The organism is Streptomyces sp. NBC_00212, from assembly GCF_045206365.1.
GTDB lineage: Bacteria > Actinomycetota > Actinomycetes > Streptomycetales > Streptomycetaceae > Streptomyces.
On the sequence record NZ_CP108115.1, the window covers coordinates 6,385,347 to 6,408,122 of the forward strand.

Below are 22,776 nucleotides of genomic sequence, written 5' to 3' on the forward strand. Positions count from 1 at the left end.
GTGATCGCCCTCTCCCTCGCCGAGATCGCCGAAATCGTCGGCGGGCAGCCGCACGACATACCGGATCCGTCCGTCACGGTCACCGGCCCCGTCGTCATCGACTCCCGCCAGGTGGCGGCCGGTTCGCTCTTCGTGGCCTTCGCCGGCGAACACGTCGACGGCCACGACTACGCGCGGCGCGCCTTCGAGGCGGGCTGCGCGGCGGTCCTGGCGGCCCGCCCGGTCGGCGTGCCCGCGATCGTCGTCGACGACGTACAGGCCGCCCTCGGCGCCCTCGCCCGCGACGTCGTACGCCGCCTCGGCACCGAAGTCGTCGCCCTCACCGGCTCGTCCGGCAAGACCTCCACCAAGGACCTGATCGCGCAGGTGCTCCAGCGCCACGCGCCGACCGTGTTCACGCCGGGCTCCCTCAACAATGAGATCGGTCTGCCGCTGACCGCGCTCACCGCCTCCGCGGAAACCAGACACCTGGTCCTGGAGATGGGCGCGCGCGGCGTCGGTCACATCCGCTACCTCACCGGCCTGACCCCGCCCAGGATCGGTCTCGTCCTCAACGTCGGGACCGCCCACATCGGCGAGTTCGGCGGCCGGGACCAGATCGCCCTGGCCAAGGGCGAGTTGGTGGAGGGCCTGCCCGAAGACGGCTGCGCCGTCCTGAACGCGGACGACCCCCTGGTGCGGGCCATGGCGTCCCGCACCAAGGCGCGCGTGCTGCTCTTCGGCGAGGCCAAGGACGCGGACGTACGGGCCGAGAATGTCCGGCTCACGGCGTCCGGACAGCCCTCCTTCAGCCTTCACACACCCTCCGGGTGCAGCGATGTGACGTTGCGCCTGTACGGTGAGCACCACGTGTCGAACGCGCTCGCCGCGGCCGCCGTCGCCCATGAGCTGGGCATGTCCGCAGACGAGATCGCCCGCGCGCTCTCCGAGGCGGGCACCCTCTCCCGCTGGCGTATGGAGGTCACCGAGCGTCCGGACGGTGTGACGGTCGTCAACGACGCCTACAACGCGAACCCCGAATCCATGCGAGCCGCTCTTCGCGCGCTCGCGGCCATGGGTACCGGGCGCCGCACGTGGGCGGTGCTCGGTCCGATGGCCGAGCTCGGCGACGACTCGCTCGCCGAGCACGACGCGGTCGGACGGCTCGCCGTCCGGCTCAACGTCAGCAAGCTCGTGGCAGTCGGGGGCCGGGAAGCGTCCTGGCTGCAACTGGGCGCATATAACGAGGGTTCGTGGGGTGAGGAGTCGGTGCACGTGTCCGACGCACAGGCGGCCGTCGACCTGCTGCGCAGTGAACTGCGGCCGGGAGACGTCGTGCTGGTGAAGGCATCCAGGTCGATCGGCCTGGAGCGGGTGGCACTGGCGCTGCTCGAAGGCGCCGTCGAGGGTGAGGTCGCCGCCCGATGAGGCAGATCCTCTTCGCGGGAGCCATCGGCCTGTTCCTGACCCTGGTCGGGACCCCGCTGCTCATCAAGCTGCTCGCCCGCAAGGGCTACGGCCAGTTCATCCGGGACGACGGCCCGCGCGGCCACGCCGGGAAGAAGGGCACACCCACCATGGGTGGCATCGCCTTCATCCTGGCCACGCTGATCGCGTACGCGCTGACCAAGGTGATCACCAGCGAGGACCCGACCTTCTCGGGCCTGCTCGTGCTCTTCCTGACCGCCGGCATGGGCATGGTCGGCTTCCTCGACGACTACATCAAGATCGTCAAGCAGCGTTCGCTCGGCCTGCGGGCCAAGGCCAAGATGGCCGGACAGCTGATCGTGGGCATCGCCTTCGCGGTGCTCGCCCTCCAGTTCGCGGACGCCCGGGGCAACACCCCTGCCTCCACCAGGCTGTCGTTCATCAACGACTTCGGCTGGTCCGTCGGCCCGGTGATCTTCGTGGTCTGGGCGCTGTTCATGATCCTCGCGATGTCGAACGGCGTGAACCTGACGGACGGTCTGGACGGCCTGGCCACCGGCGCCTCCGTGATGGTCTTCGGCGCGTACACCTTCATCGGGCTCTGGCAGTTCCAGGAGTCCTGCGCCAACGCGCAGACCCTGACCAACCCCAACGCCTGCTTCGAGGTGCGAGATCCGCTCGACCTCGCGGTCGTCGCCTCGGCCCTGATGGGCTCCTGCTTCGGCTTCCTGTGGTGGAACACCTCGCCCGCCAAGATCTTCATGGGCGACACCGGTTCCCTCGCGCTCGGCGGCGCGCTCGCCGGCCTCGCGATCTGCTCCCGTACGGAGTTCCTGATCGCCCTGCTCGGCGGCCTGTTCGTACTGATCACGATGTCCGTGGTCATCCAGGTCGGTTCGTTCAAGATGACCGGCAAGCGGGTCTTCCGGATGGCGCCGCTCCAGCACCACTTCGAACTCAAGGGGTGGTCCGAAGTCCTTGTCGTGGTCCGGTTCTGGATCATCCAGGGCATGTGCGTGATCGTGGGTCTCGGACTCTTCTACGCGGGATGGGCAGCCGACAAGTGAGCACCACCTGGCAGGGCAAGCGCGTGACGGTGGCCGGTCTCGGTGTCTCCGGGATGCCGGTGGCCCGGGTCCTGAACGGGCTCGGCGCCGCCGTCACGGTCGTCAACGAGGGCGCCGACGAGCGCTCCCGCACGCAGGCCGCGGAGTTGGAGGCGCAGGGCATCACCGTGCGCCTCGGCGACGGGGCCACCCTGCCCGAGGGCACCGAGCTCATCGTCACCACGCCCGGCTGGCGGCCCGACAAGCCGCTGTTCGCGGCCGCCGCCGAGGCGGGCGTGCCGGTCTGGGGCGACGTGGAACTGGCCTGGCGGCTGCGCGACCTGGACGGCCGTGAGCCGGCCCCCTGGCTCGCGATCACCGGCACCAACGGCAAGACCACCACCACCCAGATGCTCGCCTCCATCCTGCGCGCGGCGGGCCTGCGTACCGCCGCCGTCGGCAACATCGGCGTCTCGCTGCTCGACGTGGTCCTCGGCGAGGAGCGGTACGACGTCCTGGCCGTCGAGCTCTCCAGCTACCAGCTGCACTGGGCGCCCTCGCTGCGCGCCCACTCGGCCGCCGTCCTCAACCTGGCGCCGGACCACCTCGACTGGCACGGCTCCATGGAGGCGTACGCCGCCGACAAGGGCCGCATCTACGAGGGCAACACCATCGCCTGCGTCTACAACGCGCAGGACAGGGCGACCGAGGACCTGGTGTGCGAGGCCGACGTGGAGGAGGGCTGCCGGGCGATCGGCTTCACCCTGGCCACACCGGGCCCCTCGCAGCTCGGCGTGGTCGACGGCATCCTCGTCGACCGGGCCTTCGTGCAGAACCGGCAGAAGAACGCCCAGGAGCTCGCCGAGGTCGCCGACGTCTTCCCGCCGGCCCCGCACAACATCGCCAACGCCCTCGCGGCGGCCGCCCTGGCGCGCGCCTTCGGCGTCGAGCCCAAGGCCGTACGCGAGGGACTGAAGGCCTTCCGCCCCGACGCGCACCGCATCGAGCACGTCGCGGACGTCGCGGACGTCGCGTACATCGACGACTCCAAGGCCACCAACACCCATGCCGCCGAGGCCTCCTTGGCAGCGTACGACCCGATCGTCTGGATCGCCGGGGGGCTGGCCAAGGGCGCGTCCTTCGACGAGCTCGTCCAGCGGTCGGCGAAGCGGCTGCGCGGGGTCGTCCTGATCGGCGCCGAGCGCCACCTGATCGCCGAAGCCCTGGCGCGACACGCGCCCGAGGTCCCGGTGGTCGACCTCGACCGGACCGACACTGGGGCGATGCCGGCGGCGGTCCGCGAGGCGGCGGGGCTCGCCCGGCCGGGAGACACCGTCCTGTTGGCCCCGGCCTGCGCCTCGATGGACATGTACGCGAACTACAACAAGCGCGGCGAGGCCTTCGCGGAAGCGGTCCGCGAACTCGCCGCAGGGCGCGCCTAGCCGGACCACCCGTTCCACGGACCGGCGGCGCCGGGCACGACTGGAGGGGTCAGCACACATGGCGGCCGATGTTCTTGGCGGCTCCGGGGACGCCCCGCGCGGCGTCCCCGCACTCGCCGGTCTTCTCCTGCGCAGCCGCACCGCCGGACCCGTGCGCGGCCCGTCGGCCCGCGGCGGCCCCGCGGGCGCTCCCCGGCGGCCCGGACCGCGCGGCCCCGGGCGCCTCATCGACCAGTTCAGGAGGGCCTGGGACCGCCCCCTGACGGCGTACTACCTGATCCTCGGCAGCGCCCTGCTCATCACCGTGCTCGGCCTGGTGATGGTCTACTCCGCCTCGATGATCAAGGCCCTCGAACTGTCGCTGCCGGGCTCGTACTTCTTCCGCAAGCAGTTCCTCGCGGCCCTCATCGGCGGCGGCCTCATGATCGCCGCGGCCCGGATGCCCGCCAAGCTGCACCGGGCGCTCGCCTACCCGATACTGGCCGGCACGGTCTTCCTGCTGATCCTCGTGCAGATCCCCGGGATAGGGAAGTCGGTCAACGGCAACCAGAACTGGATCTACCTCGGCGGCCCCTTCCAGCTCCAGCCCAGCGAGTTCGCCAAGCTGGCGCTGCTCCTGTGGGGTGCCGACCTGCTCTCCCGCAAGCAGGACAAGCGGCTGCTGACCGAGTGGAAGCACATGCTGGTGCCGCTCGTGCCGGTGGCCCTCCTGCTGCTCGGGCTCATCATGCTCGGCGGCGACATGGGCACCACGATCATCCTGACGGCGATCCTGTTCGGCCTGCTCTGGCTGGCCGGCGCCCCCACCCGGCTCTTCGCGGGCGTGCTCGGCGTCGCGGCCATGCTGGCCGCCCTCTTCATCAAGATCAGCCCGCACCGGATGGGCCGGCTCAACTGCATCGGCGCCACCGACCCGGGCCCGCAGGACCAGTGCTGGCAGGCGGTGCACGGAATCTACGCGCTCGCCTCCGGCGGATGGTTCGGATCCGGCCTGGGCGCAAGTGTGGAGAAATGGGGTCAACTCCCCGAGCCCCACACCGACTTCATCTTCGCCGTCACGGGCGAGGAACTGGGTCTGGCAGGGACGCTGTCGGTCGTCGCCCTCTTCGCGGCTCTAGGCTATGCGGGTATCCGCGTGGCCGGACGCACGGAGGACCCCTTCGTGAGGTACGCCGCGGGAGGTGTGACCACCTGGATCGTGGCGCAGGCCGTGATCAACATCGGTGCGGTGCTCGGCCTGCTGCCGATCGCCGGTGTCCCGCTCCCGCTGTTCTCCTACGGAGGGTCTGCGCTGCTGCCGACCATGTTCGCCGTGGGGCTGCTGATCGCGTTCGCGCGGGACGACCCCGCTGCGCGGGCGGCCCTTGCCATGCGGCAGCCTCGGGTGAGTTGGAAGTCGATGAGACGGCGCGTCAAGAAGCGTCCGTCCGGAGAGCGGTGAATTTCGGTGCATGTCGTACTCGCCGGTGGGGGGACCGCCGGCCACATCGAGCCCGCGCTCGCCCTCGCGGACGCCCTGCGCAGGCAGGACCCCACCGTGGGGATCACGGCACTCGGTACGGAGAAGGGCCTGGAGACCCGGCTCGTGCCCGAGCGCGGCTACGAGCTCGCGCTCATCCCGGCCGTCCCGCTGCCCCGCAGGCCCACCCCTGAGCTGATCACCGTCCCCGGGCGGCTGCGCGGCACCATCAAGGCCGCCGAGCAGATCCTGGAGCGCACCAAGGCCGACTGCGTCGTCGGCTTCGGCGGCTACGTGGCGCTGCCCGGCTACCTCGCGGCCAAGCGGCTCGGGGTGCCGATCGTGGTCCACGAGGCCAACGCCCGGCCCGGCCTCGCCAACAAGATCGGCTCGCGGTACGCGGCCTCGGTGGCCGTCGCCACCCCGGACAGCAAGCTGCGCAACTCCCGCTACATCGGCATCCCGCTGCGCTACTCGATCGCGACCCTCGACCGGGCCCGGGTCCGCCCCGAGGCGCGCGCCGCGTTCGGGCTCGACCCCGGCCTTCCGACGCTGCTCGTCTCCGGCGGCTCGCAGGGCGCCCGGCGCCTGAACGAGGTCATCCAGCAGATCGCCCCGGTGCTCCAGCGCTCCGGCATCCAGATCCTGCACGCGGTCGGCCCGAAGAACGAACTGCCGCGTGTCGACAACATGCCCGGGATGCCGCCGTATGTCCCGGTACCGTACGTGGACCGGATGGATCTCGCGTACGCCGCGGCCGACATGATGCTCTGCCGCGCGGGCGCGATGACCGTCGCCGAACTCTCCGCCGTCGGGCTGCCCGCCGCCTACGTCCCGTTGCCGATCGGCAACGGCGAACAGCGGCTGAACGCCCAGCCGGTGGTCAAGGCCGGCGGCGGCCTCCTCGTCGACGACGCCGAACTCACCCCGGAGTGGGTGCAGGGCAACGTCCTCCCGGTACTCGCCGACCCGCACCGGCTGTACGAGATGTCGCGCTCCGCCGCCGAGTTCGGGCGGCGCGACGCCGACCAACTCCTCGTGCAGATGGTGTACGAGGCCATCGCAGGACGCTGATCAACTGACGGAAGGCAGGGACCGTGGCCGGACAGGCGACCGCTCAGCGCGGTGGCGGACAGACCAAGAAGTCCGTGAAGTCCGGCCGGTCCGGCCCCCGTCCCCAGCGCGGCCGCCGCTTCCGGCTGCCCCGTCGGCGCGGTCTGATCGTCCTCGGCATCGCCGCCGCGCTGCTCGGTGCGGGCGCCATCTGGGTGCTTTACGCCTCCACCTGGCTGCGCGTCGAGCACGTGAAGACCATCGGGACACAGATTCTGACGCCCGATGAGGTGGAGGCGGTGGCCGCGGTGCCGATCGGTTCGCCGCTGATTTCCGTCGATACAGGCGCGATTGAGGCGCGATTGCGCCAGAAGCTGCGGCGTATCGACTCCGTCGAGGTGGTCCGTTCGTGGCCGCACGGGATCGGTCTGAAAGTGACCGAACGCAAGCCCGCGCTGGTCATGAAGAACGGTGCGAAGTTCGACGAAGTGGACGCGAAGGGTGTGCGTTTCGCCACCATCCAACAGCCCCTGGGTGGCCTCCCGCTGCTCGAATTGACCCCCTCGAAGTCCCCGAGCCAGCGGCGCTTCGGCACCGACCGGCTGGTCCTCGAAGCGGTACGCATCACGGGCGAACTCCCGCCCGCCGTCGCCAAGGAGACGCGTTCCGTCAAGATTTCCACGTACGACTCCGTCACGCTGGAGTTGACCGGCGGCCGCACCGTCCTGTGGGGAAGCGACGAGGAGGGTGAGCTGAAGGGACGTACCCTCAGTGCACTGATGAAAGCGCGGCCGAAGTCGGCCCGCTTCGATGTGAGCGCCCCCACCGCCCCTGCGGTATCGGGTAGTTGACGGACATACGCGCTGGCCAGCACCCTGGTTGGTCAGCGACACGGGTGATCACATAGGGTGAAAAGAAAAACGGGAGGTTCGGCGTGTTCGTTGAACGCGCGCCACTTGTCGACTTAGTGTCCTGTTCGGAAGAGTCCAGCGAACAGACACACTGGTAACCCTAAACTTCAACGTTAGGGTTCGGGCCGGCGATACGGACCGTCCCAATCGGCATTCGTCGTCACCTTGCGGCAACCGCGAAGTGACGACCCGTAACTCGAGGCGAGAGGCCTTCGACGTGGCAGCACCGCAGAACTACCTCGCAGTCATCAAGGTCATCGGTGTCGGCGGCGGTGGTGTCAATGCCATCAACCGAATGATCGAGGTCGGCCTCAAGGGCGTCGAGTTCATCGCGATCAACACTGACGCACAAGCACTGTTGATGAGCGACGCCGACGTCAAGCTCGACGTCGGCCGTGAACTCACCCGCGGTCTCGGGGCCGGAGCCAACCCGGCAGTCGGCCGCAAGGCGGCAGAGGACCACCGTGAGGAGATCGAGGAGGTCCTCAAGGGGGCCGACATGGTCTTCGTCACCGCCGGCGAAGGCGGCGGCACCGGCACCGGCGGCGCCCCCGTCGTCGCCAACATCGCGCGCTCGCTCGGCGCCCTGACGATCGGTGTGGTCACCCGCCCGTTCACCTTCGAGGGCCGGCGCCGGGCGAACCAGGCGGAGGACGGCATCGCCGAGCTCCGCGAAGAGGTCGACACCCTCATCGTCATCCCGAACGACCGGCTGCTCTCCATCTCCGACCGCCAGGTCAGCGTCCTGGACGCATTCAAGTCCGCGGACCAGGTGCTGCTCAGCGGTGTCCAGGGCATCACGGACCTGATCACCACGCCGGGCCTCATCAACCTCGACTTCGCCGACGTCAAGTCGGTCATGTCGGAAGCCGGTTCGGCGCTCATGGGCATCGGCTCGGCCCGCGGCGACGACCGCGCGGTGGCCGCGGCCGAGATGGCGATCTCCTCGCCGCTCCTGGAAGCCTCCATCGACGGCGCCCGCGGCGTGCTCCTGTCCATCTCCGGCGGCTCGGACCTCGGTCTCTTCGAGATCAACGAGGCGGCCCAGTTGGTCAGCGAGGCCGCCCACCCCGAGGCCAACATCATCTTCGGCGCGGTCATCGACGACGCCCTGGGCGACGAGGTGCGCGTCACGGTCATCGCGGCCGGCTTCGACGGCGGACAGCCGCCGGCCCGCCGGGAGAACGTGCTCAGCGCCTCCGCCGGCAAGCGCGACGAGCCCGCGCCTTCGCGCCCGTCCGAGGTGTCCCGCCCGCTCGGCGGACTCGGCACGGTCCGCGAGGAGCCGCCGGCCCCGGTCGAGCCCGCCCCGGTCAACGAGGCCCCGGCCCCCTCGGCCATCCCGACGGCCCGTCCCTACCCGGACAGCCAGGCCGAAGAGCTGGACGTCCCGGACTTCCTCAAGTGACTGAAGTGACGTTTCGAAGCGATCTCTTGAAGTGATACGAGAGCAGGGCACTGTGAGCGGCGCGCACTTCGCCTTCACCGACCGGTGGGGCGGGGTGAGCGCCGTTCCGTACGAGGAGCTCAACCTCGGCGGCGCGGTCGGCGACGACCCCGCCTCGGTCCGCGCCAACCGCGAGCTCGCCGCCGGGTCGCTCGGTCTTGACCCGGCCCGGGTGGTCTGGATGAACCAGGTGCACGGCCGCGAGGTCGCCGTCGTCGACGGCCCCTTCGGCCCGGGTGACGCGACCGCGGTGGACGCGGTGGTGACGGGCCGTCGCGACACCGCGCTCGCCGTACTCACCGCGGACTGCACCCCGGTCCTCCTCGCCGACCCGGTGGCGGGGGTCGCGGGCGCGGCCCACGCGGGCCGGCCGGGAATGGTGGCGGGCGTGGTGCCCGCCGCCGTCGAGGCGATGGTCTCGCTCGGCGCCGACCCGGCCCGGATCGTCGCCCGCACCGGCCCCGCCGTCTGCGGACGCTGTTACGAAGTGCCCGAGCGGATGCGGGCCGAGGTCGCCGAGGCCGAGCCCGCCGCCTGGTCCGAGACCAGCTGGGGCACGCCCGCCGTGGACGTCACCGCGGGGGTGCACGTACAACTGGCGGCCCTCGGCGTCACCGACGTCGAGGCCTCACCGGTCTGCACGCTCGAATCGCTCGACCACTTCTCGTACCGCCGCGACCGCACCACTGGGCGGCTCGCCGGATATGTCTGGCTGGACTGACGACTCATGACGGATCGCAAGACGGAACTCGCCGCGAACCTGGCACGGGTGGAGGAACGTATCGCCTCAGCCTGCGCCGCGGCCGGGCGCAAGCGGGCGGACGTGACCCTCATCGTGGTCACCAAGACCTACCCGGCGAGCGACGTGCGCCTGCTGCACGAGCTGGGCGTACGCCATGTCGCGGAGAACCGCGACCAGGACGCGGCCCCCAAGGCGGCGGCCTGTGCGGACCTCGACCTGACCTGGCACTTCGTGGGCCAGTTGCAGACCAACAAGGTTCGTTCTGTTGCTGGTTATGCCGATATGGTGCAGTCGATCGACCGGGCCAAGCTGATCGGCTCGCTCTCGACCGCGGCCGTCCGGGCCGGGCGGGAGCTGGGCTGTCTGATCCAGGTCGCCCTGGACGCCGAGTCCGGCGCGCGGGGCGAGCGCGGAGGCGTCGCCCCCGACGGAATCGAAGAGTTGGCCGCGCTGGTCGACCGGGCGCCCGGGCTCCGGCTCGACGGTCTGATGACGGTGGCGCCGCTGGCCGGTGAGTACGCCGGCCGGCAACGGGCCGCCTTCGAGCGGCTGCTGGAATTCTCATCCCGCCTGCGCGCGGACCATCCGGCTGCGAACATGGTGTCAGCAGGGATGAGTGCGGACCTCGAAGAGGCCGTTGCGGCCGGAGCGACACATGTACGCGTCGGAACGGCGGTACTCGGAGTCCGACCCCGGCTCGGGTAACGTCGCGAAGCAAGTCGGACCACAGCAGAAAATATGGTCATTCCCACTCTTCGGTGGGCAGACCGCGTGGATCGTGGGCCCTTGGTGACGCTGCCACTTGGCGACAGGAGCGATCCACCACAGAGCGGAGGAATCTGAGCATGGCCGGCGCGATGCGCAAGATGGCGGTCTACCTCGGCCTCGTGGAGGACGATGGGTACGACGGCCGGGGATTCGACCCCGACGACGATTTCGAGCCCGAGCCCGAACCGGAGCGCGACCGTCGGCGGCACCAGCCCCCGCACCAGTCCCCGCTCCAGGACGAACGGGACGAACCGGTACGAGCAACTCAGCCTCCGGCGCCGAGGGAACCGGTTCAGCTATCGGTAGAAAGCGGGCGTCCGGCGCGAATTGCACCCGTGGCGTCCATCACACCTGAACGTCCGAGCCTGGAGAAGAACGCACCGGTGATCATGCCCAAGGTCGTGTCCGAGCGGGAGCCGTACCGCATCACCACGCTGCACCCGCGGACCTACAACGAGGCCCGTACCATCGGGGAACACTTCCGCGAGGGCACCCCGGTGATCATGAATCTCACGGAGATGGACGACACCGACGCGAAGCGACTTGTCGACTTTGCCGCCGGACTCGTCTTCGGCCTGCACGGCAGCATTGAACGGGTGACGCAGAAGGTGTTCCTGCTGTCTCCTGCTAACGTCGATGTCACGGCGGAGGACAAGGCCCGCATCGCAGAGGGCGGATTCTTCAACCAGAGCTGAGACACGACACCGGGAACGAACCGGCCGGGAACGGGCCGGGGCTTGTGAAGCAAGGGGAGAGGGAAGCGCGAGATGGGCGTCGCACTACAGGTGGTCTACATCGCGCTGATGTGCTTCCTCATCGTGCTGATCTTCCGGCTCGTCATGGACTACGTCTTCCAGTTCGCCCGTTCATGGCAACCCGGCAAGGCGATGGTGGTCATTCTTGAGGCCACCTACACTGTCACCGATCCACCGCTCAAGCTTCTGCGGCGGTTCATTCCGCCGCTGCGTCTCGGGGGCGTGGCACTCGACCTGTCCTTCTTCGTTCTGATGATCATCGTCTACATCCTGATCAGCATCGTGGTCAGGTTGTGAACGATACGGTCCTGCCGACTGCCGACGACTACGTAGAGGTGAAGAAGAGATGCCGCTGACCCCCGAGGACGTGCGGAACAAGCAGTTCACGACGGTCCGCCTCCGAGAAGGCTATGACGAGGACGAGGTTGATGCCTTCCTCGACGAGGTCGAGTCGGAGCTGACGCGACTGCTGCGCGAGAACGAGGATCTGCGCGCCAAGCTGGCCGCCGCCACCCGCGCCGCCGCGCAGAACCAGCAGCAGGGCATGCGCAAGCAGGAGCCGCAGGACGGCCGAGGCCCGGGTGCCCCCGTGCCCGCCGCCATATCCGGTCCGCCGCAGGTCCAGCAGCAGCCGCAGATGGGTCCGCCCCAGCTGCCCAGCGGTGCGCCGCAGCTGCCCGCAGGACCTGGCGGCCACGGCCCGCAGGGCCAGCACGGCCCGGGCCAGATGGGCCAGGGCCCCATGGGTCAGGGTCCGATGGGCCAGAACCAGCTGGGTCAGGGCCCCATGGGCCAGAACCAGCTCGGTCAGGGCCCCATGGGCCAGATGGGTGGCCCCATGGGCGGCCATGGTCCGCAGATGGGACAGCCGGCCCCGGCTCCCGGTGGCGACAGCGCCGCCCGGGTGCTCTCGCTCGCGCAGCAGACCGCCGACCAGGCGATCGCGGAGGCCCGTTCCGAGGCCAACAAGATCGTCGGCGAGGCCCGGTCCCGTGCCGAGGGTCTGGAGCGCGACGCCCGTGCCAAGGCGGACGCCCTGGAGCGGGACGCGCAGGAAAAGCACCGCGTCGCGATGGGCTCCCTGGAGTCCGCCCGCGCCACGCTGGAGCGCAAGGTCGAGGACCTGCGCGGCTTCGAGCGCGAGTACCGCACGCGGCTGAAGTCCTACCTGGAGTCCCAGCTGCGTCAGCTGGAGACCCAGGCCGACGACTCGCTCGCGCCGCCGCGTACCCCGGCGACCGCGTCGCTGCCGCCGGCCCCGCAGATGAGCGGGTCCATGGCGTCGGCCGGTGCCGGTGCGATGGGGCACCCGATGGGTGGCCAGCCGTCCATGGGCGGCCAGCAGTCCATGCCGAGTGCGCCGTCCTACGGTGGCCAGCAGCAGATGTCGCCGGCGATGACGCAGCCGATGGCGCCGGTGCGGCCGCAGGGGCCTTCGCCCATGCAGCAGGCTCCTTCGCCGATGCGCGGCTTTCTGATCGACGAGGACGACAACTGACGGGGTCTGCGCGCGTGACCCGCGCGTAGCCGTCGGCAGGCTGCGAGGGCCGGTACCGGGGTTTCCCCCTGGTACCGGCCCTTTGCCGTGCCCCTGGACGGGGGCGGTCGGCCGGCTGCGGGTGGTGGACGCCTGCGGCGGGCTTTGCCCCCACCCCGCCCCTTCCCGCTGTGACACTCTGCGGCTCCGCCGCGTGGCTCCGGGGGCGGGTTTGCGTCCGGGCGGGATGCGCCGGGCTCCGCCCCGGACCCTGTTGGCCCCTCCCCGCCCCTTCCCTAAACCCTCCGGGGGTGGGGATGGGCTGAGGTCCGTTGCCGGGGCGTTGCCCCCGGGTCCCCGCGGTCCGACTTCGGCTGCGGGCCGTTCGTGGCTGGTCGCGCAGTTCCCCGCGCCCCTAGCAGGTTGATCCTGGCCAGCACCGGCATCTTCAGCCTGTCCGGCGGTTGAGGACGAGCGCCCTTCAGGCGCGAACGGGGTCCGGGGCGGGGCCCCGGAGCGGGGGCGCGGGGCGGCAGCCCCCGTCAGGAGGTCTGGGGGCGCAGCCCCCAGGAAACGACCCTCCCCACCCCCACCCCCGGAGGGTCTCGGGAAGGGGCGGGGTGGGGGAGACAAACGCGACGGCCCGCCCCCGGGATTCCAGGGGCGGGCCGTCGGTGCGAGGGGGCCGTTACGCCTTGCGGAGGCGGAAGGTCAGGGAGAGCGGCTCGTCCTTGAACTCCTCGCCGTACGTGGCGTCGGCAGAGCCCGCTGCGTAATCCGTCGCCAGAACCTCGTCCGCGATCAGCGACGCGTGGGCCGTCAGGGCCGAGGTGACCTCCGGGTCGGTGGACTCCCAGCGCACCGCGATCCGGTCCGCCACGTCCAGGCCGCTGTTCTTGCGCGCCTCCTGGATCAGCCGGATCGCGTCACGGGCCAGGCCCGCCAGGCGCAGCTCCGGGGTGATCTCCAGGTCGAGGGCGACGGTCGCGCCGGAGTCCGAGGCCACCGACCAGCCCTCGCGGGGGGTCTCGGTGATGATGACCTCGTCGGGCGCCAGCGATACGGGCTCGCCGTTGACCTCGACCGATGCCGTGCCCGTGTCGCGCAGCGAGGCGGACAGGGCCGCCGCGTCGGCCGCCGCCACCGCCTTCGCCACGTCCTGCACGCCCTTGCCGAACCGCTTGCCCAGGGCTCGGAAGTTGGCCTTCGCCGTGGTGTCGACCAGCGAGCCGCCGACCTCGGAGAGGGAGGCCAGGGAGGAGACGTTCAGCTCCTCCGTGATCTGTGCGTGCAGTTCGGTCGAGAGGGTCTCGAAGCCCGTCACCGCGACCAGGGCGCGCGAGAGGGGCTGGCGGGTCTTGACGCCCGACTCCGCGCGGGTGGCCCGGCCCAGCTCCACCAGGCGGCGTACCAGCGCCATCTGCGAGGAGAGCGCCGGGTCGATCGCCGCTGTGTCCGCCTTCGGCCAGGACGTGAGGTGGACGGACTCCGGGGCGTCCGGGGTCACCGGCACCACCATGTCCTGCCAGACGCGCTCGGTGATGAACGGCGTCAGCGGGGCCATCAGACGGGTCACCGTCTCGACCACGTCGTGCAGGGTGCGAAGGGCCGCCTTGTCGCCCTGCCAGAAGCGGCGGCGCGAGCGGCGTACGTACCAGTTGGAGAGGTCGTCGACGAAGGAGGAGAGCAGCTTGCCCGCCTTCTGGGTGTCGTACGACTCCAGGGCCGAAGTGACGCCCTCCACAAGGGAGTTGAGCTCGGAGAGCAGCCAGCGGTCCAGGACCGTGCGGTCGGCCGGGGCCGGGTCCGCCGCGCTGGGCGCCCAGTTGGACGTACGGGCGTACAGGGCCTGGAAGGCGATCGTGTTCCAGTAGGTCAGGAGCGTCTTGCGCACGACCTCCTGGATCGTGCCGTGGCCCACCCGGCGCGCGGCCCACGGGGAGCCGCCGGCCGCCATGAACCAGCGCACCGCGTCGGCGCCGTGCTGGTCCATCAGCGGGATCGGCTGCAGGGTGTTGCCGAGGTGCTTGGACATCTTGCGGCCGTCCTCGGCCAGGATGTGGCCCAGGCACACGACGTTCTCGTAACTGGACTTGTCGAAGACCAGGGTGCCCACGGCCATCAGCGTGTAGAACCAGCCGCGGGTCTGGTCGATGGCCTCGCTGATGAACTGCGCCGGGTAGCGGGACTCGAAGAGCTCCTTGTTCCGGTGCGGGTAGCCGTACTGCGCGAACGGCATCGAACCCGAGTCGTACCAGGCGTCGATGACCTCCGGCACGCGCACCGCGGTCAGGGCGCAGCCCTCGTCGGTGCAGGTGAACGTCACGTCGTCGATGTACGGGCGGTGCGGGTCCAGGGCCGACTGGTCCGTGCCCGTCAGCTCGGTCAGCTCCGCGCGCGAGCCGACGCAGGTCAGGTGGCCCTCCTCGCAGCGCCAGATGGGCAGCGGGGTGCCCCAGTAGCGGTTGCGGGACAGCGCCCAGTCGATGTTGTTCTTCAGCCAGTCGCCGAAGCGGCCTTCCTTGACCGAGTCGGGGAACCAGTTGGTCTTCTCGTTCTCCCGCAGCATCGCGTCCTTGACGGCGGTGGTGCGGATGTACCAGGACGGCTGCGCGTAGTAGAGCAGCGCGGTGTGGCAGCGCCAGCAGTGCGGGTAGCTGTGCTCGTACGGGACGTGGCGGAAGAGCAGGCCGCGCTCCTTGAGGTCCTCCGTCAGCTTTTCGTCCGCCTTCTTGAAGAAGACGCCGCCGACCAGCGGGACGTCCTCCTCGAAGGTGCCGTCGGGGCGGACCGGGTTCACGACCGGCAGTCCGTACGCCTTGCAGACCAGGAGGTCGTCGGCGCCGAAGGCGGGGGACTGGTGGACCAGACCCGTACCGTCCTCGGTCGTCACGTAGTCGGCGTTCACCACGTAGTGGGCGGGCGCCGGGAACTCGACCAGCTCGAAGGGGCGCTGGTAGGTCCAGCGCTCCATCTCGGCGCCGGTGAAGCTCTGGCCGGTCACCGACCAGCCCTCGCCGAGCGCCTTCTCCAGGAGCGGCTCGGCCACGACCAGCTTCTCTTCGCCGTTCGTCGCGACGACGTACGTCACCTCGGGGTGGGCCGCGACCGCCGTGTTGGACACCAGGGTCCACGGGGTCGTCGTCCACACCAGGAGGGCCGCCTCGCCCGCGAGCGGGCCGCCGGTGAGCGGGAAGCGGACGAAGACCGAGGGGTCGACGACCGTCTCGTAGCCCTGCGCCAGCTCGTGGTCCGAGAGGCCCGTGCCGCAGCGCGGGCACCAGGGGGCGACGCGGTGGTCCTGGGTGAGCAGGCCCTTGTTGAAGATCTCCTTCAGGGACCACCACACGGACTCGACGTACTGCGGGTCCATGGTGCGGTAGGCGTCGTCCAGGTCGACCCAGTAGCCCATCCGGGTCGTGAGGTCGGCGAAGGCGTCGGTGTGGCGGGTCACGGACTCGCGGCACTTGGCGTTGAACTCGGCGATGCCGTACGCCTCGATGTCCTTCTTGCCGTTGAAGCCGAGCTCCTTCTCGACCGCCAGCTCGACGGGCAGGCCGTGGCAGTCCCAGCCGGCCTTGCGGGCCACGTGGTAGCCCTGCATCGTGCGGAAGCGGGGGAAGACGTCCTTGAAGACGCGGGCCTCGATGTGGTGCGCGCCCGGCATGCCGTTGGCGGTGGGCGGGCCCTCGTAGAAGACCCACTCGGGGCGGCCCTCGGACTGTTCGAGGCTCTTGGCGAAGACCTTGGACCGCTCCCAGAAGTCGAGCACGGCGTGCTCAAGGGCGGGCAGGTCTACCTGGGCGGGCACCTGGCGGTACTGCGACATCCGTTCATCCTCCGGCGGATCGTCGTGCGGTTCCGTCGGAGGGACGAGAGGCGGCCCTCGTGGGGCGCTTCCCGCGGTACCACCCTCCTTGGCGGTGTGCGGAACACCGCCCCCTCATTGGGGTCGCGAAGCCGGTTCTACCGGACTCCCCGGTGGGGAGCCTTTCTTCCGGCGGCTCGGGGGTGATCTTCACCGCGCGCTCGCCTCCGGGCTCACACCGTCCCCGGATCGCTCTTGGCTGCGTACGCCGCTACTCGTCCCGTCCACGCCTCTCGCTTCGGCCAGTGTACGGGGCCCGGCGAAGGGCGGCAGACCGGTTTTCGCCGGGCCGTGGCAGAGGGCGCGTACATGACCCGAATGGCCATACGGCCCCCGGCGGAGTCCGGCTCCGCCCGTCCGGCGGATTACCGGGCCGGGAGCTGGGCACAACGGATGCAGGTTCGTCTTGCCGCCGGTCCGGGGCGGGGCGAACCGGCGGCGTGCCCCGTTGCCGCGGGCCTGGGGTCGATTTATCGTCCCAGCACGATTCGCGTGCAAGATCACAATATGTGAAGGGGCCGCGGCCATGGTGGCGAAGAAGACCGCCGTAGAGACCACAACGGCGTCCAGGAGAGCCGGTGCCACACGTGCTGCCGCAGGTGCCACCACGGGCTCGGCGGCCAAGGACACGAACGGGAAGAAGAGCACCGCAGCCAAGAAGACGGCGGCGAAGAAGACCGCTGGTGCCAAGACCGCAAAGGCCACCAGGACTGCCGAGACCGCTTCGGCGGAGGCGGCCGAGGCCGAGGAGACGACGGCTGAGGAGTCAGCCGCCGAGGAGACGGCCGAGGCGGCGCCCGTCAAGAAGACGGCCAGGAAGACGGCCAAGAAGGCCGCGAAAAAGGCCGTCGCCAAGAAGGCTGCGGCCGGCAAGGCAACCGGGACGGCGCGGGCCGCGTCCGACAAGGCGACCGACAAGACGGCGCCGGCGAAGTCGGCCGGGGCGGGCGCCAGGAAGGCCGCGACCGCGGCCCAGGGGGCGGCTGCGGCCGCGGAAGAGACGGGAGCCAAAAAGGTGGTTGCGAAGAAGACTGCGGGAGGGGCAACGGCGGCCAGGGCCGCCGCGGCGTCGGCGGTGCCGGCGGCCCGTGCCGTCGCCACGACCGCCCCGGGGGAGCTTCCGGTCCGGCCCGGCGAGGACCCGTGGACCCCGGAGGAGGTCGCCGAGGCCCGCAACGAGCTGACCAGCGAGGTGCTGCGGCTGCGCAGCGAGATCGCGGCCTCGGAGACGGCACTGAGCGGCCTGATGCGTGACTCGGGCGACGGTGCGGGCGACGACGACGCCGACACCGGGACCAAGAACATCACCCGCGAGCACGAGATGGCGCTCGCCGCCAACGCCCGCGAGACCCTGGAGCAGACCGAGCACGCCCTGGAGCGCCTGGACGCCGGGACGTACGGCTACTGCGAGGTCTGCGGGAAGCCGATCGGCAAGGCCCGGATGCAGGCGTTCCCGCGCGCCACCCTGTGCGTCGAGGACAAGCAGAAGCAGGAACGGCGGGGCTGACTCCGTACAGGTGTGCCGTACCCTCGTGCTCAGTCAGGCACCTAGTCGGTTGAGGGACTCACGTGGCAGAGGCGGAGCGCATCATCGGTACGCCGGATGTGGAAGGGGCCGACGAGCAGGCGGCCCCTGCCGAGCAGCCGAAGGGCAAGCGGAAGATCGCCGTGCTGTTCGCGGTGGCACTCTGCGCCTACCTTCTCGACCTCGGCAGCAAGATGCTCGTGGTGGCCAGGCTGGAGCACCACGAGCCGATCAAGGTCATCGGTGATCTGCTCCAGCTGAACGCGATCAGGAACGCGGGCGCCGCCTTCGGGATCGGCGAGGCGTTCACGGTGATCTTCACGATCATCGCGGCGACCGTGATCGTGGTGATCGCGCGGCTCGCGCGCAAGCTCTACAGCCTGCCGTGGGCGATCGCGCTCGGCCTGCTGCTCGGCGGTGCGCTCGGCAACCTCACCGACCGGATCTTCCGTTCGCCCGGCATCTTCGAGGGCGCGGTCGTCGACTTCATCGCCCCCAAGGGCTTCGCGGTCTTCAACCTCGCCGACTCGGCGATCGTGTGCGGCGGCATCCTGATCGTGATCCTCTCCTTCCGCGGCCTCGACCCGGACGGCACCGTCCACAAGGACTGAGCACCTCGCCCGGGGCCCCGGCGCCGGACGCGCGGCGGGGGATGTCGGCGGGGCAAGGCATACTCGACGGGTGAGCACGATTCCCGAGATCCGCACCCTGCCCGTTCCCGACGGCCTCGAAGGCGAGCGCGTCGACGCCGCCATCTCCCGCATGTTCGGGTTTTCCCGTACCAAGGCGGCCGAGCTTGCCGCGGCGGGGAAGGTCCAGGTCGACGGCGCCGTGGTCGGCAAGTCCGAGCGGGTGCACGGCGGGGCCTGGCTTGAGGTCGAGATGCCGCAGGCGGCGGCCCCCGTCCAGATCGTCGCCGAGCCCGTCGAGGGCATGGAGATCGTCCACGACGACGACGACATCGTCGTGATCATGAAGCCGGTGGGCGTCGCCGCCCACCCGAGCCCGGGCTGGACGGGCACCACGGTCATCGGCGGCCTCGCCGCGGCCGGTTACCGCATCTCCACCTCCGGCGCCGCCGAGCGCCAGGGCATCGTGCACCGCCTCGACGTCGGCACCTCCGGCCTGATGGTCGTCGCCAAGTCCGAGCGGGCCTACACCTCGCTCAAGGCGCAGTTCCGCGAGCGGGTCGTCGACAAGCGCTACCACGCGCTCGTGCAGGGCCACCCGGACCCGATGAGCGGCACCATCGACGCCCCGATCGGGCGCCACCCCAACCACGACTACAAGTGGGCCGTGACCGCCGAGGGCAAGCCGTCGGTCACGCACTACGACCTGATCGAGGCCTTCCGCGCCGCCTCGCTGCTCGACATCAAGCTGGAGACGGGCCGCACGCACCAGATCCGCGTGCACATGTCGGCCCACCGCCACCCCTGCGTCGGCGACCTCACCTACGGCGCCGACCCCACCATCGCCAAGCGCCTCAAGCTCACGCGCCAGTGGCTGCACGCGGTGCGGCTCGGCTTCGAGCACCCCTCCGACGGCCAGTGGGTCGAGTTCGAGAGCCAGTACCCGGAGGACCTCCAGTACGCCCTCGACACGATCCGGGCCGAGAGCGAGTGACCACTTACCGGGTCCGCATCGCCGAGGACGCCGCCGACCGGGAGGCCTGCTTCGCCGTGCGCAAGCAGGTGTTCGTGGTCGAGCAGCAGGTCCCCGAGGACGTGGAGTACGACGCGTACGACGCGCGTGCCCTGCACGTCCTCGCCGAGGGCGACCAGGGACCCCTCGGCACCGGGCGGCTCCTGTACGGGCCCGACGTGCTGCACAAGACGGGAGACGCGGGCGTCGGCTCGCTCGGCCGGCTCGCGGTCACCGCGGCGGCCCGCGGGCTCGGCGTGGGCGCGGCCCTGGTGCGCGCCATCGAGGACGCCGCCCGTGAGCGCGGCCTCACCGCGGTCGACCTGCACGCGCAGACGCAGGCGCTGGGCTTCTACGAGCGGCTCGGGTACGAGGCGTACGGCCCGGAGTTCCAGGACGCGGGGATCGAGCACCGCGCGATGCGGCGGGCGCTCCCGTAGCGCCGCTCTCCGAGCGCTTTGCCCCTCGGTGGGCGGTTCGGGCAGGTTGCGTGGCACGCTGGAGGCCTTGATCGTCCAGGCCGCCCAGGCCCGCACCGCCCCGGAGGGCATCCGTGGATCAGCTGGCCCTGCTGCTCGTGCTCCTTCTCGGCGCGGTGGTCACGGTCCCGTTGGGGGACCGCCTCGGGCTGCCCGCGCCGGTGCTCATGACGATCGGCGGGATCGTGATGGCGCTGCTGCCGTTCGTGCCGAACGTGGACGTCCCGCCGGAGTTCATCCTTCCGCTGGTGCTTCCGCCGCTGCTCTACGCCTCCGTGCAGCGCACTTCCTGGCGCCAGTTCACCGCCAACGTCCGGCCGATCTTCCTGCTCGCGGTGGCGCTGGTCTTCGTGACCACGGCCGCCGTCGCGGCCGTCGCCAGCTCCATCGTGCCGGGGCTGCCGATCGCCGCGGCCGTCGCGCTCGGCGCGCTCGTCGCACCGCCCGACCCGGTCGCAGCGACCGCGGTCGCGGGCTCGCTCGGGCTGCCGCGCCGCCTGGTGTCGATCCTGGAGGGCGAGGGCCTGTTCAACGACGTCACCGCGATCGTGCTCTACCACGTGGCGATCGCGGCGGCCGTGAGCGGGAGCTTCTCCTGGGCGTCGGCGGCCGGTGAACTGGTGCTGTCCGCCGTGGTCGCGGTCGTCGTCGGCCTCGCCCTCGGCTGGGCCGCCAACAAGCTGATGGGCCTGCTCGGCGACCCCACCCTCCAGATCGGGCTCACCCTCCTGGTCCCGTTCGTCGGCTACGTACTGGCCGAGGAGTTCGGCGGCTCCGGCGTGCTCGCCGTGCTGACCGTGGCGCTGTTCCTCGCCGAGCACACGATGGACGCCGACGACGTACAGGGCCGGCTCGCCGGGGCCACGTTCTGGCAGATCGTCGACACCCTGGTCACCGGCGTCGCGTTCGGCCTCATCGGGCTCGAACTCCACAACGTGTTCGGCACCGCGACCGGCCGCGAACTGCACATGTTCGGCTGGGCGGCGGCCGTGGTCGGCGTCGTCGTGGGCGTACGGCTGCTGTGGCTGCTCCCGGCGACCTGGCTCGCCAAGCGGCTGCACACCAAGCGCGACTACGACGAGGAGATCCCCACGTCCTGGCGGGAGACCATCGTCATGTGGTGGGCCGGGATGCGGGGCGTGGCCTCGGTGGCCCTCGCGCTCGCCATCCCGCTGAAGACGGACGACGGCTCGCCCTTCCCCGGCCGCGACGAGATCGTCTTCATCGCCTTCGCCGTGATCATGACCACCCTGGTCTTCCAGGGGCTCACCCTGCCCTGGCTGGTCAAGACGCTGGGCGTACGGGCCGACACGGACGCCGAGCGCGGCCTGGAGCGGGACCTGGCGATCCGGGCCGCGAAGGCCGCGAAGCGGCGCCTGAAGGAGATCGAGGACGTCGAGGAGCTGCCCGAGGACGTCATGGAGCAGTTGCAGCGGCGGGCGTACGACGTGGGGGCGCGGATCAGTCCCGACATGATCGATGAAGAGCGGCGGGAGTCGTACGCCAAGCGGGTGGAGCGGCTCCGGGCCGTTCAGCGCATCCAGCGCGAGATGATGTCCGCGGCTCGGCACGAGGTGCTGTCCGCGCGCAGCGAGCCGGGGGCCGACCCGGAGATCGTGGACAGGGTGCTGCGGCAGCTGGACGTGCGCAGCCTGCGGTGACCCCGGGGGCGTGTCAGCCCGGCGGAGGGGACGGGGGCCGGTCCTGGGTCGTGATCCTCGGCAGCGCGTACGGATGCTCCGCGTACAGCCACGCCACCATCTGCTCCCGGACCGTCACCCGCACCTTCCAGATGTCGTCCGCGTCCTTGGCCGTCACCGTCGCCCGCACCTGGATCGTGGACGGGGTCGTGTCCGTCACCGCGAGGGAGGAGTCGCGGCCGTCCCAGGCCGGGCACTCCTTCAGGATCAGGGCGAGGCGTTCGCGCATCAGGGGGAGCGGGGCCGAGTGGTCCAGGTGGAAGAAGACCGTGCCGGTCATCTGGGCGCCGCCGCGGGACCAGTTCTGGAAGGGCTTGCTGGTGAAGTACGAGACCGGCATGGTCAGGCGGCGCTCGTCCCAGGTGCGTACCGCGAGGAAGGTCAGGGTGATCTCCTCGACGACGCCCCACTCGCCGTCCACCACCACCGTGTCGCCGATCCGCACCATGTCGCCGAAGGCGATCTGGAGCCCCGCGAAGAGGTTGCCGAGGGTGGACTGCGCGGCCACACCGGCGACGATGCCCAGGATGCCCGCCGAGGCCAGCAGGGAGGTGCCCGCCGTGCGCATCGCGGGGAAGGTGAGCAGCATCGACGCGACGGCGACCACGGCGACGATCGCGCTGACCACCCGCTGGATCAGCGTGACCTGCGTGCGGACCCGGCGGACCCGGGCCGGATCGCGCGTCGAGGCCGCGTAACGGGTGTACGAGGACTCCACGACGGCCGTCGCGATCCGCACCACCAGCCAGGCGCTCGCGCCGATGAGGACCAGCGTCAGGGCCTGGCCGAGGCCCGCCTCGTGGTCCTGCACCGGCCGCCACTTGATCGCGTCGTACGAGCCGCGCAATATCGCGGTGAGCAGGACGAGGCGCAGCGGTATGCGGCAGCGCCGCAGCAGGCCCCACAGCGGGGTCTCGCGGTGCCGGGCGTCGGCTCTGCGCAGCAGCCGGTCGGCCAGCCACCCCACCACCAGCGTGAGCACGACCGAGCCGCCGATGACGATCAACGGACGCAGCACGTTCTCCATGCCTTCGACCGTAACTGGCACGATGGCCC

Annotated in this window: 19 protein-coding genes; 17 read left to right on the forward strand and 2 right to left on the reverse strand. The window is 70.7% G+C overall.

The annotated features are described in order from the left end of the window. From murF to OHA17_RS29145, 12 genes are all read left to right on the forward strand, one after another. Window positions 1–1,407, forward strand: a complete 1,407-nt coding sequence (gene murF / locus OHA17_RS29090; protein ID WP_406509011.1) for a UDP-N-acetylmuramoyl-tripeptide--D-alanyl-D-alanine ligase — start codon at window positions 1–3, stop codon at window positions 1,405–1,407. Further along, on the forward strand, window positions 1,404–2,474 hold the full coding sequence (gene mraY, locus OHA17_RS29095) for a phospho-N-acetylmuramoyl-pentapeptide-transferase (RefSeq protein ID WP_161254141.1): 1,071 nt from the start codon (window positions 1,404–1,406) through the stop codon (window positions 2,472–2,474). The genes murF and mraY overlap by 4 nt, the downstream gene beginning before the upstream one ends. Next, a complete protein-coding gene (murD, locus tag OHA17_RS29100; RefSeq protein WP_406509012.1) occupies window positions 2,456–3,895 on the forward strand; it encodes a UDP-N-acetylmuramoyl-L-alanine--D-glutamate ligase in 1,440 nt (479 codons plus the stop codon). The genes mraY and murD overlap by 19 nt, the downstream gene beginning before the upstream one ends. Before the next feature lie 58 nt (window positions 3,896–3,953). Then, window positions 3,954–5,336, forward strand: a complete 1,383-nt coding sequence (gene ftsW, locus OHA17_RS29105; protein WP_398876813.1) for a putative lipid II flippase FtsW — start codon at window positions 3,954–3,956, stop codon at window positions 5,334–5,336. Window positions 5,337–5,342: 6 nt separating this feature from the next. Further along, window positions 5,343–6,428, forward strand: coding sequence for an undecaprenyldiphospho-muramoylpentapeptide beta-N-acetylglucosaminyltransferase (gene murG / locus OHA17_RS29110; protein WP_053727775.1), 1,086 nt, complete (start codon window positions 5,343–5,345; stop codon window positions 6,426–6,428). A 23-nt stretch (window positions 6,429–6,451) separates the two neighbouring features. Further along, window positions 6,452–7,258 (forward strand): cell division protein FtsQ/DivIB, encoded by an 807-nt coding sequence (locus tag OHA17_RS29115; RefSeq protein WP_406509013.1) that lies wholly within the window; start codon window positions 6,452–6,454, stop codon window positions 7,256–7,258. Window positions 7,259–7,535: 277 nt separating this feature from the next. Then, complete coding sequence (gene ftsZ, locus OHA17_RS29120; protein ID WP_406509014.1) at window positions 7,536–8,726, forward strand: cell division protein FtsZ; 1,191 nt, start codon at window positions 7,536–7,538, stop codon at window positions 8,724–8,726. 52 nt (window positions 8,727–8,778) lie between these two features. Further along, window positions 8,779–9,486, forward strand: coding sequence for a peptidoglycan editing factor PgeF (pgeF, locus tag OHA17_RS29125; protein WP_406509015.1), 708 nt, complete (start codon window positions 8,779–8,781; stop codon window positions 9,484–9,486). A gap of 6 nt (window positions 9,487–9,492) precedes the next feature. After that, the gene (locus tag OHA17_RS29130; RefSeq protein ID WP_406509016.1) at window positions 9,493–10,212 is read left to right on the forward strand and encodes a YggS family pyridoxal phosphate-dependent enzyme; all 720 of its coding nucleotides are present in this window, start codon (window positions 9,493–9,495) and stop codon (window positions 10,210–10,212) included. Between the two features lie 140 nt (window positions 10,213–10,352). Further along, the gene (locus OHA17_RS29135) at window positions 10,353–10,970 is read left to right on the forward strand and encodes a cell division protein SepF (protein ID WP_053727780.1); all 618 of its coding nucleotides are present in this window, start codon (window positions 10,353–10,355) and stop codon (window positions 10,968–10,970) included. Window positions 10,971–11,042: 72 nt separating this feature from the next. Beyond that, window positions 11,043–11,327 carry a YggT family protein gene (locus OHA17_RS29140; protein ID WP_053727781.1) on the forward strand — a complete coding sequence of 95 codons (285 nt, stop codon included), beginning with the start codon at window positions 11,043–11,045 and terminating at the stop codon, window positions 11,325–11,327. A 49-nt stretch (window positions 11,328–11,376) separates the two neighbouring features. After that, window positions 11,377–12,528, forward strand: a complete 1,152-nt coding sequence (locus OHA17_RS29145) for a DivIVA domain-containing protein (protein WP_406509017.1) — start codon at window positions 11,377–11,379, stop codon at window positions 12,526–12,528. 667 nt (window positions 12,529–13,195) lie between these two features. Here the strand turns inward: OHA17_RS29145 and ileS are convergent. Then, entirely contained in the window at window positions 13,196–16,336 is a 3,141-nt protein-coding gene (ileS, locus tag OHA17_RS29150; protein WP_406509018.1) for an isoleucine--tRNA ligase, read from the reverse strand. 565 nt (window positions 16,337–16,901) lie between these two features. Here ileS and OHA17_RS29155 point away from each other — a divergent pair. The 5 genes from OHA17_RS29155 (at window position 16,902) to OHA17_RS29175 (ending at window position 21,681) form a co-directional block, all read left to right on the forward strand. Further along, complete coding sequence (locus tag OHA17_RS29155) at window positions 16,902–17,882, forward strand: TraR/DksA family transcriptional regulator (protein ID WP_406509019.1); 981 nt, start codon at window positions 16,902–16,904, stop codon at window positions 17,880–17,882. A gap of 62 nt (window positions 17,883–17,944) precedes the next feature. Further along, on the forward strand, window positions 17,945–18,511 hold the full coding sequence (gene lspA, locus OHA17_RS29160; protein WP_406509020.1) for a signal peptidase II: 567 nt from the start codon (window positions 17,945–17,947) through the stop codon (window positions 18,509–18,511). Between the two features lie 70 nt (window positions 18,512–18,581). Then, on the forward strand, window positions 18,582–19,523 hold the full coding sequence (locus OHA17_RS29165) for an RluA family pseudouridine synthase (protein WP_406509021.1): 942 nt from the start codon (window positions 18,582–18,584) through the stop codon (window positions 19,521–19,523). Beyond that, window positions 19,520–19,981 (forward strand): GNAT family N-acetyltransferase, encoded by a 462-nt coding sequence (locus tag OHA17_RS29170; protein WP_398876806.1) that lies wholly within the window; start codon window positions 19,520–19,522, stop codon window positions 19,979–19,981. The genes OHA17_RS29165 and OHA17_RS29170 overlap by 4 nt, the downstream gene beginning before the upstream one ends. A 113-nt stretch (window positions 19,982–20,094) precedes the next feature. After that, a complete protein-coding gene (locus tag OHA17_RS29175; protein ID WP_406509022.1) occupies window positions 20,095–21,681 on the forward strand; it encodes a Na+/H+ antiporter in 1,587 nt (528 codons plus the stop codon). A 13-nt stretch (window positions 21,682–21,694) separates the two neighbouring features. Here the strand turns inward: OHA17_RS29175 and OHA17_RS29180 are convergent, their stop codons facing one another. Beyond that, window positions 21,695–22,747 carry a mechanosensitive ion channel family protein gene (locus tag OHA17_RS29180; RefSeq protein ID WP_398876804.1) on the reverse strand — a complete coding sequence of 351 codons (1,053 nt, stop codon included), beginning with the start codon at window positions 22,745–22,747 and terminating at the stop codon, window positions 21,695–21,697. Between the last annotated feature and the right edge of the window lie 29 nt (window positions 22,748–22,776).

Bases quoted from the DNA above. Each gene is read 5' to 3' on its own strand.
- OHA17_RS29140 (WP_053727781.1), top strand. From the start codon at position 11,043: ATGGGCGTCGCACTACAGGTGGTCTACATCGCGCTGATGTGCTTCCTC.
- OHA17_RS29180 (WP_398876804.1), bottom strand. From the start codon at position 22,747: ATGGAGAACGTGCTGCGTCCGTTGATCGTCATCGGCGGCTCGGTCGTG.
- ftsW (WP_398876813.1), top strand. From the start codon at position 3,954: ATGGCGGCCGATGTTCTTGGCGGCTCCGGGGACGCCCCGCGCGGCGTC.
- mraY (WP_161254141.1), top strand. From the start codon at position 1,404: ATGAGGCAGATCCTCTTCGCGGGAGCCATCGGCCTGTTCCTGACCCTG.
- OHA17_RS29145 (WP_406509017.1), top strand. From the start codon at position 11,377: ATGCCGCTGACCCCCGAGGACGTGCGGAACAAGCAGTTCACGACGGTC.
- OHA17_RS29130 (WP_406509016.1), top strand. From the start codon at position 9,493: ATGACGGATCGCAAGACGGAACTCGCCGCGAACCTGGCACGGGTGGAG.
- ileS (WP_406509018.1), bottom strand. From the start codon at position 16,336: ATGTCGCAGTACCGCCAGGTGCCCGCCCAGGTAGACCTGCCCGCCCTT.
- OHA17_RS29135 (WP_053727780.1), top strand. From the start codon at position 10,353: ATGGCCGGCGCGATGCGCAAGATGGCGGTCTACCTCGGCCTCGTGGAG.
- murD (WP_406509012.1), top strand. From the start codon at position 2,456: ATGGGCAGCCGACAAGTGAGCACCACCTGGCAGGGCAAGCGCGTGACG.
- OHA17_RS29155 (WP_406509019.1), top strand. From the start codon at position 16,902: ATGGTGGCGAAGAAGACCGCCGTAGAGACCACAACGGCGTCCAGGAGA.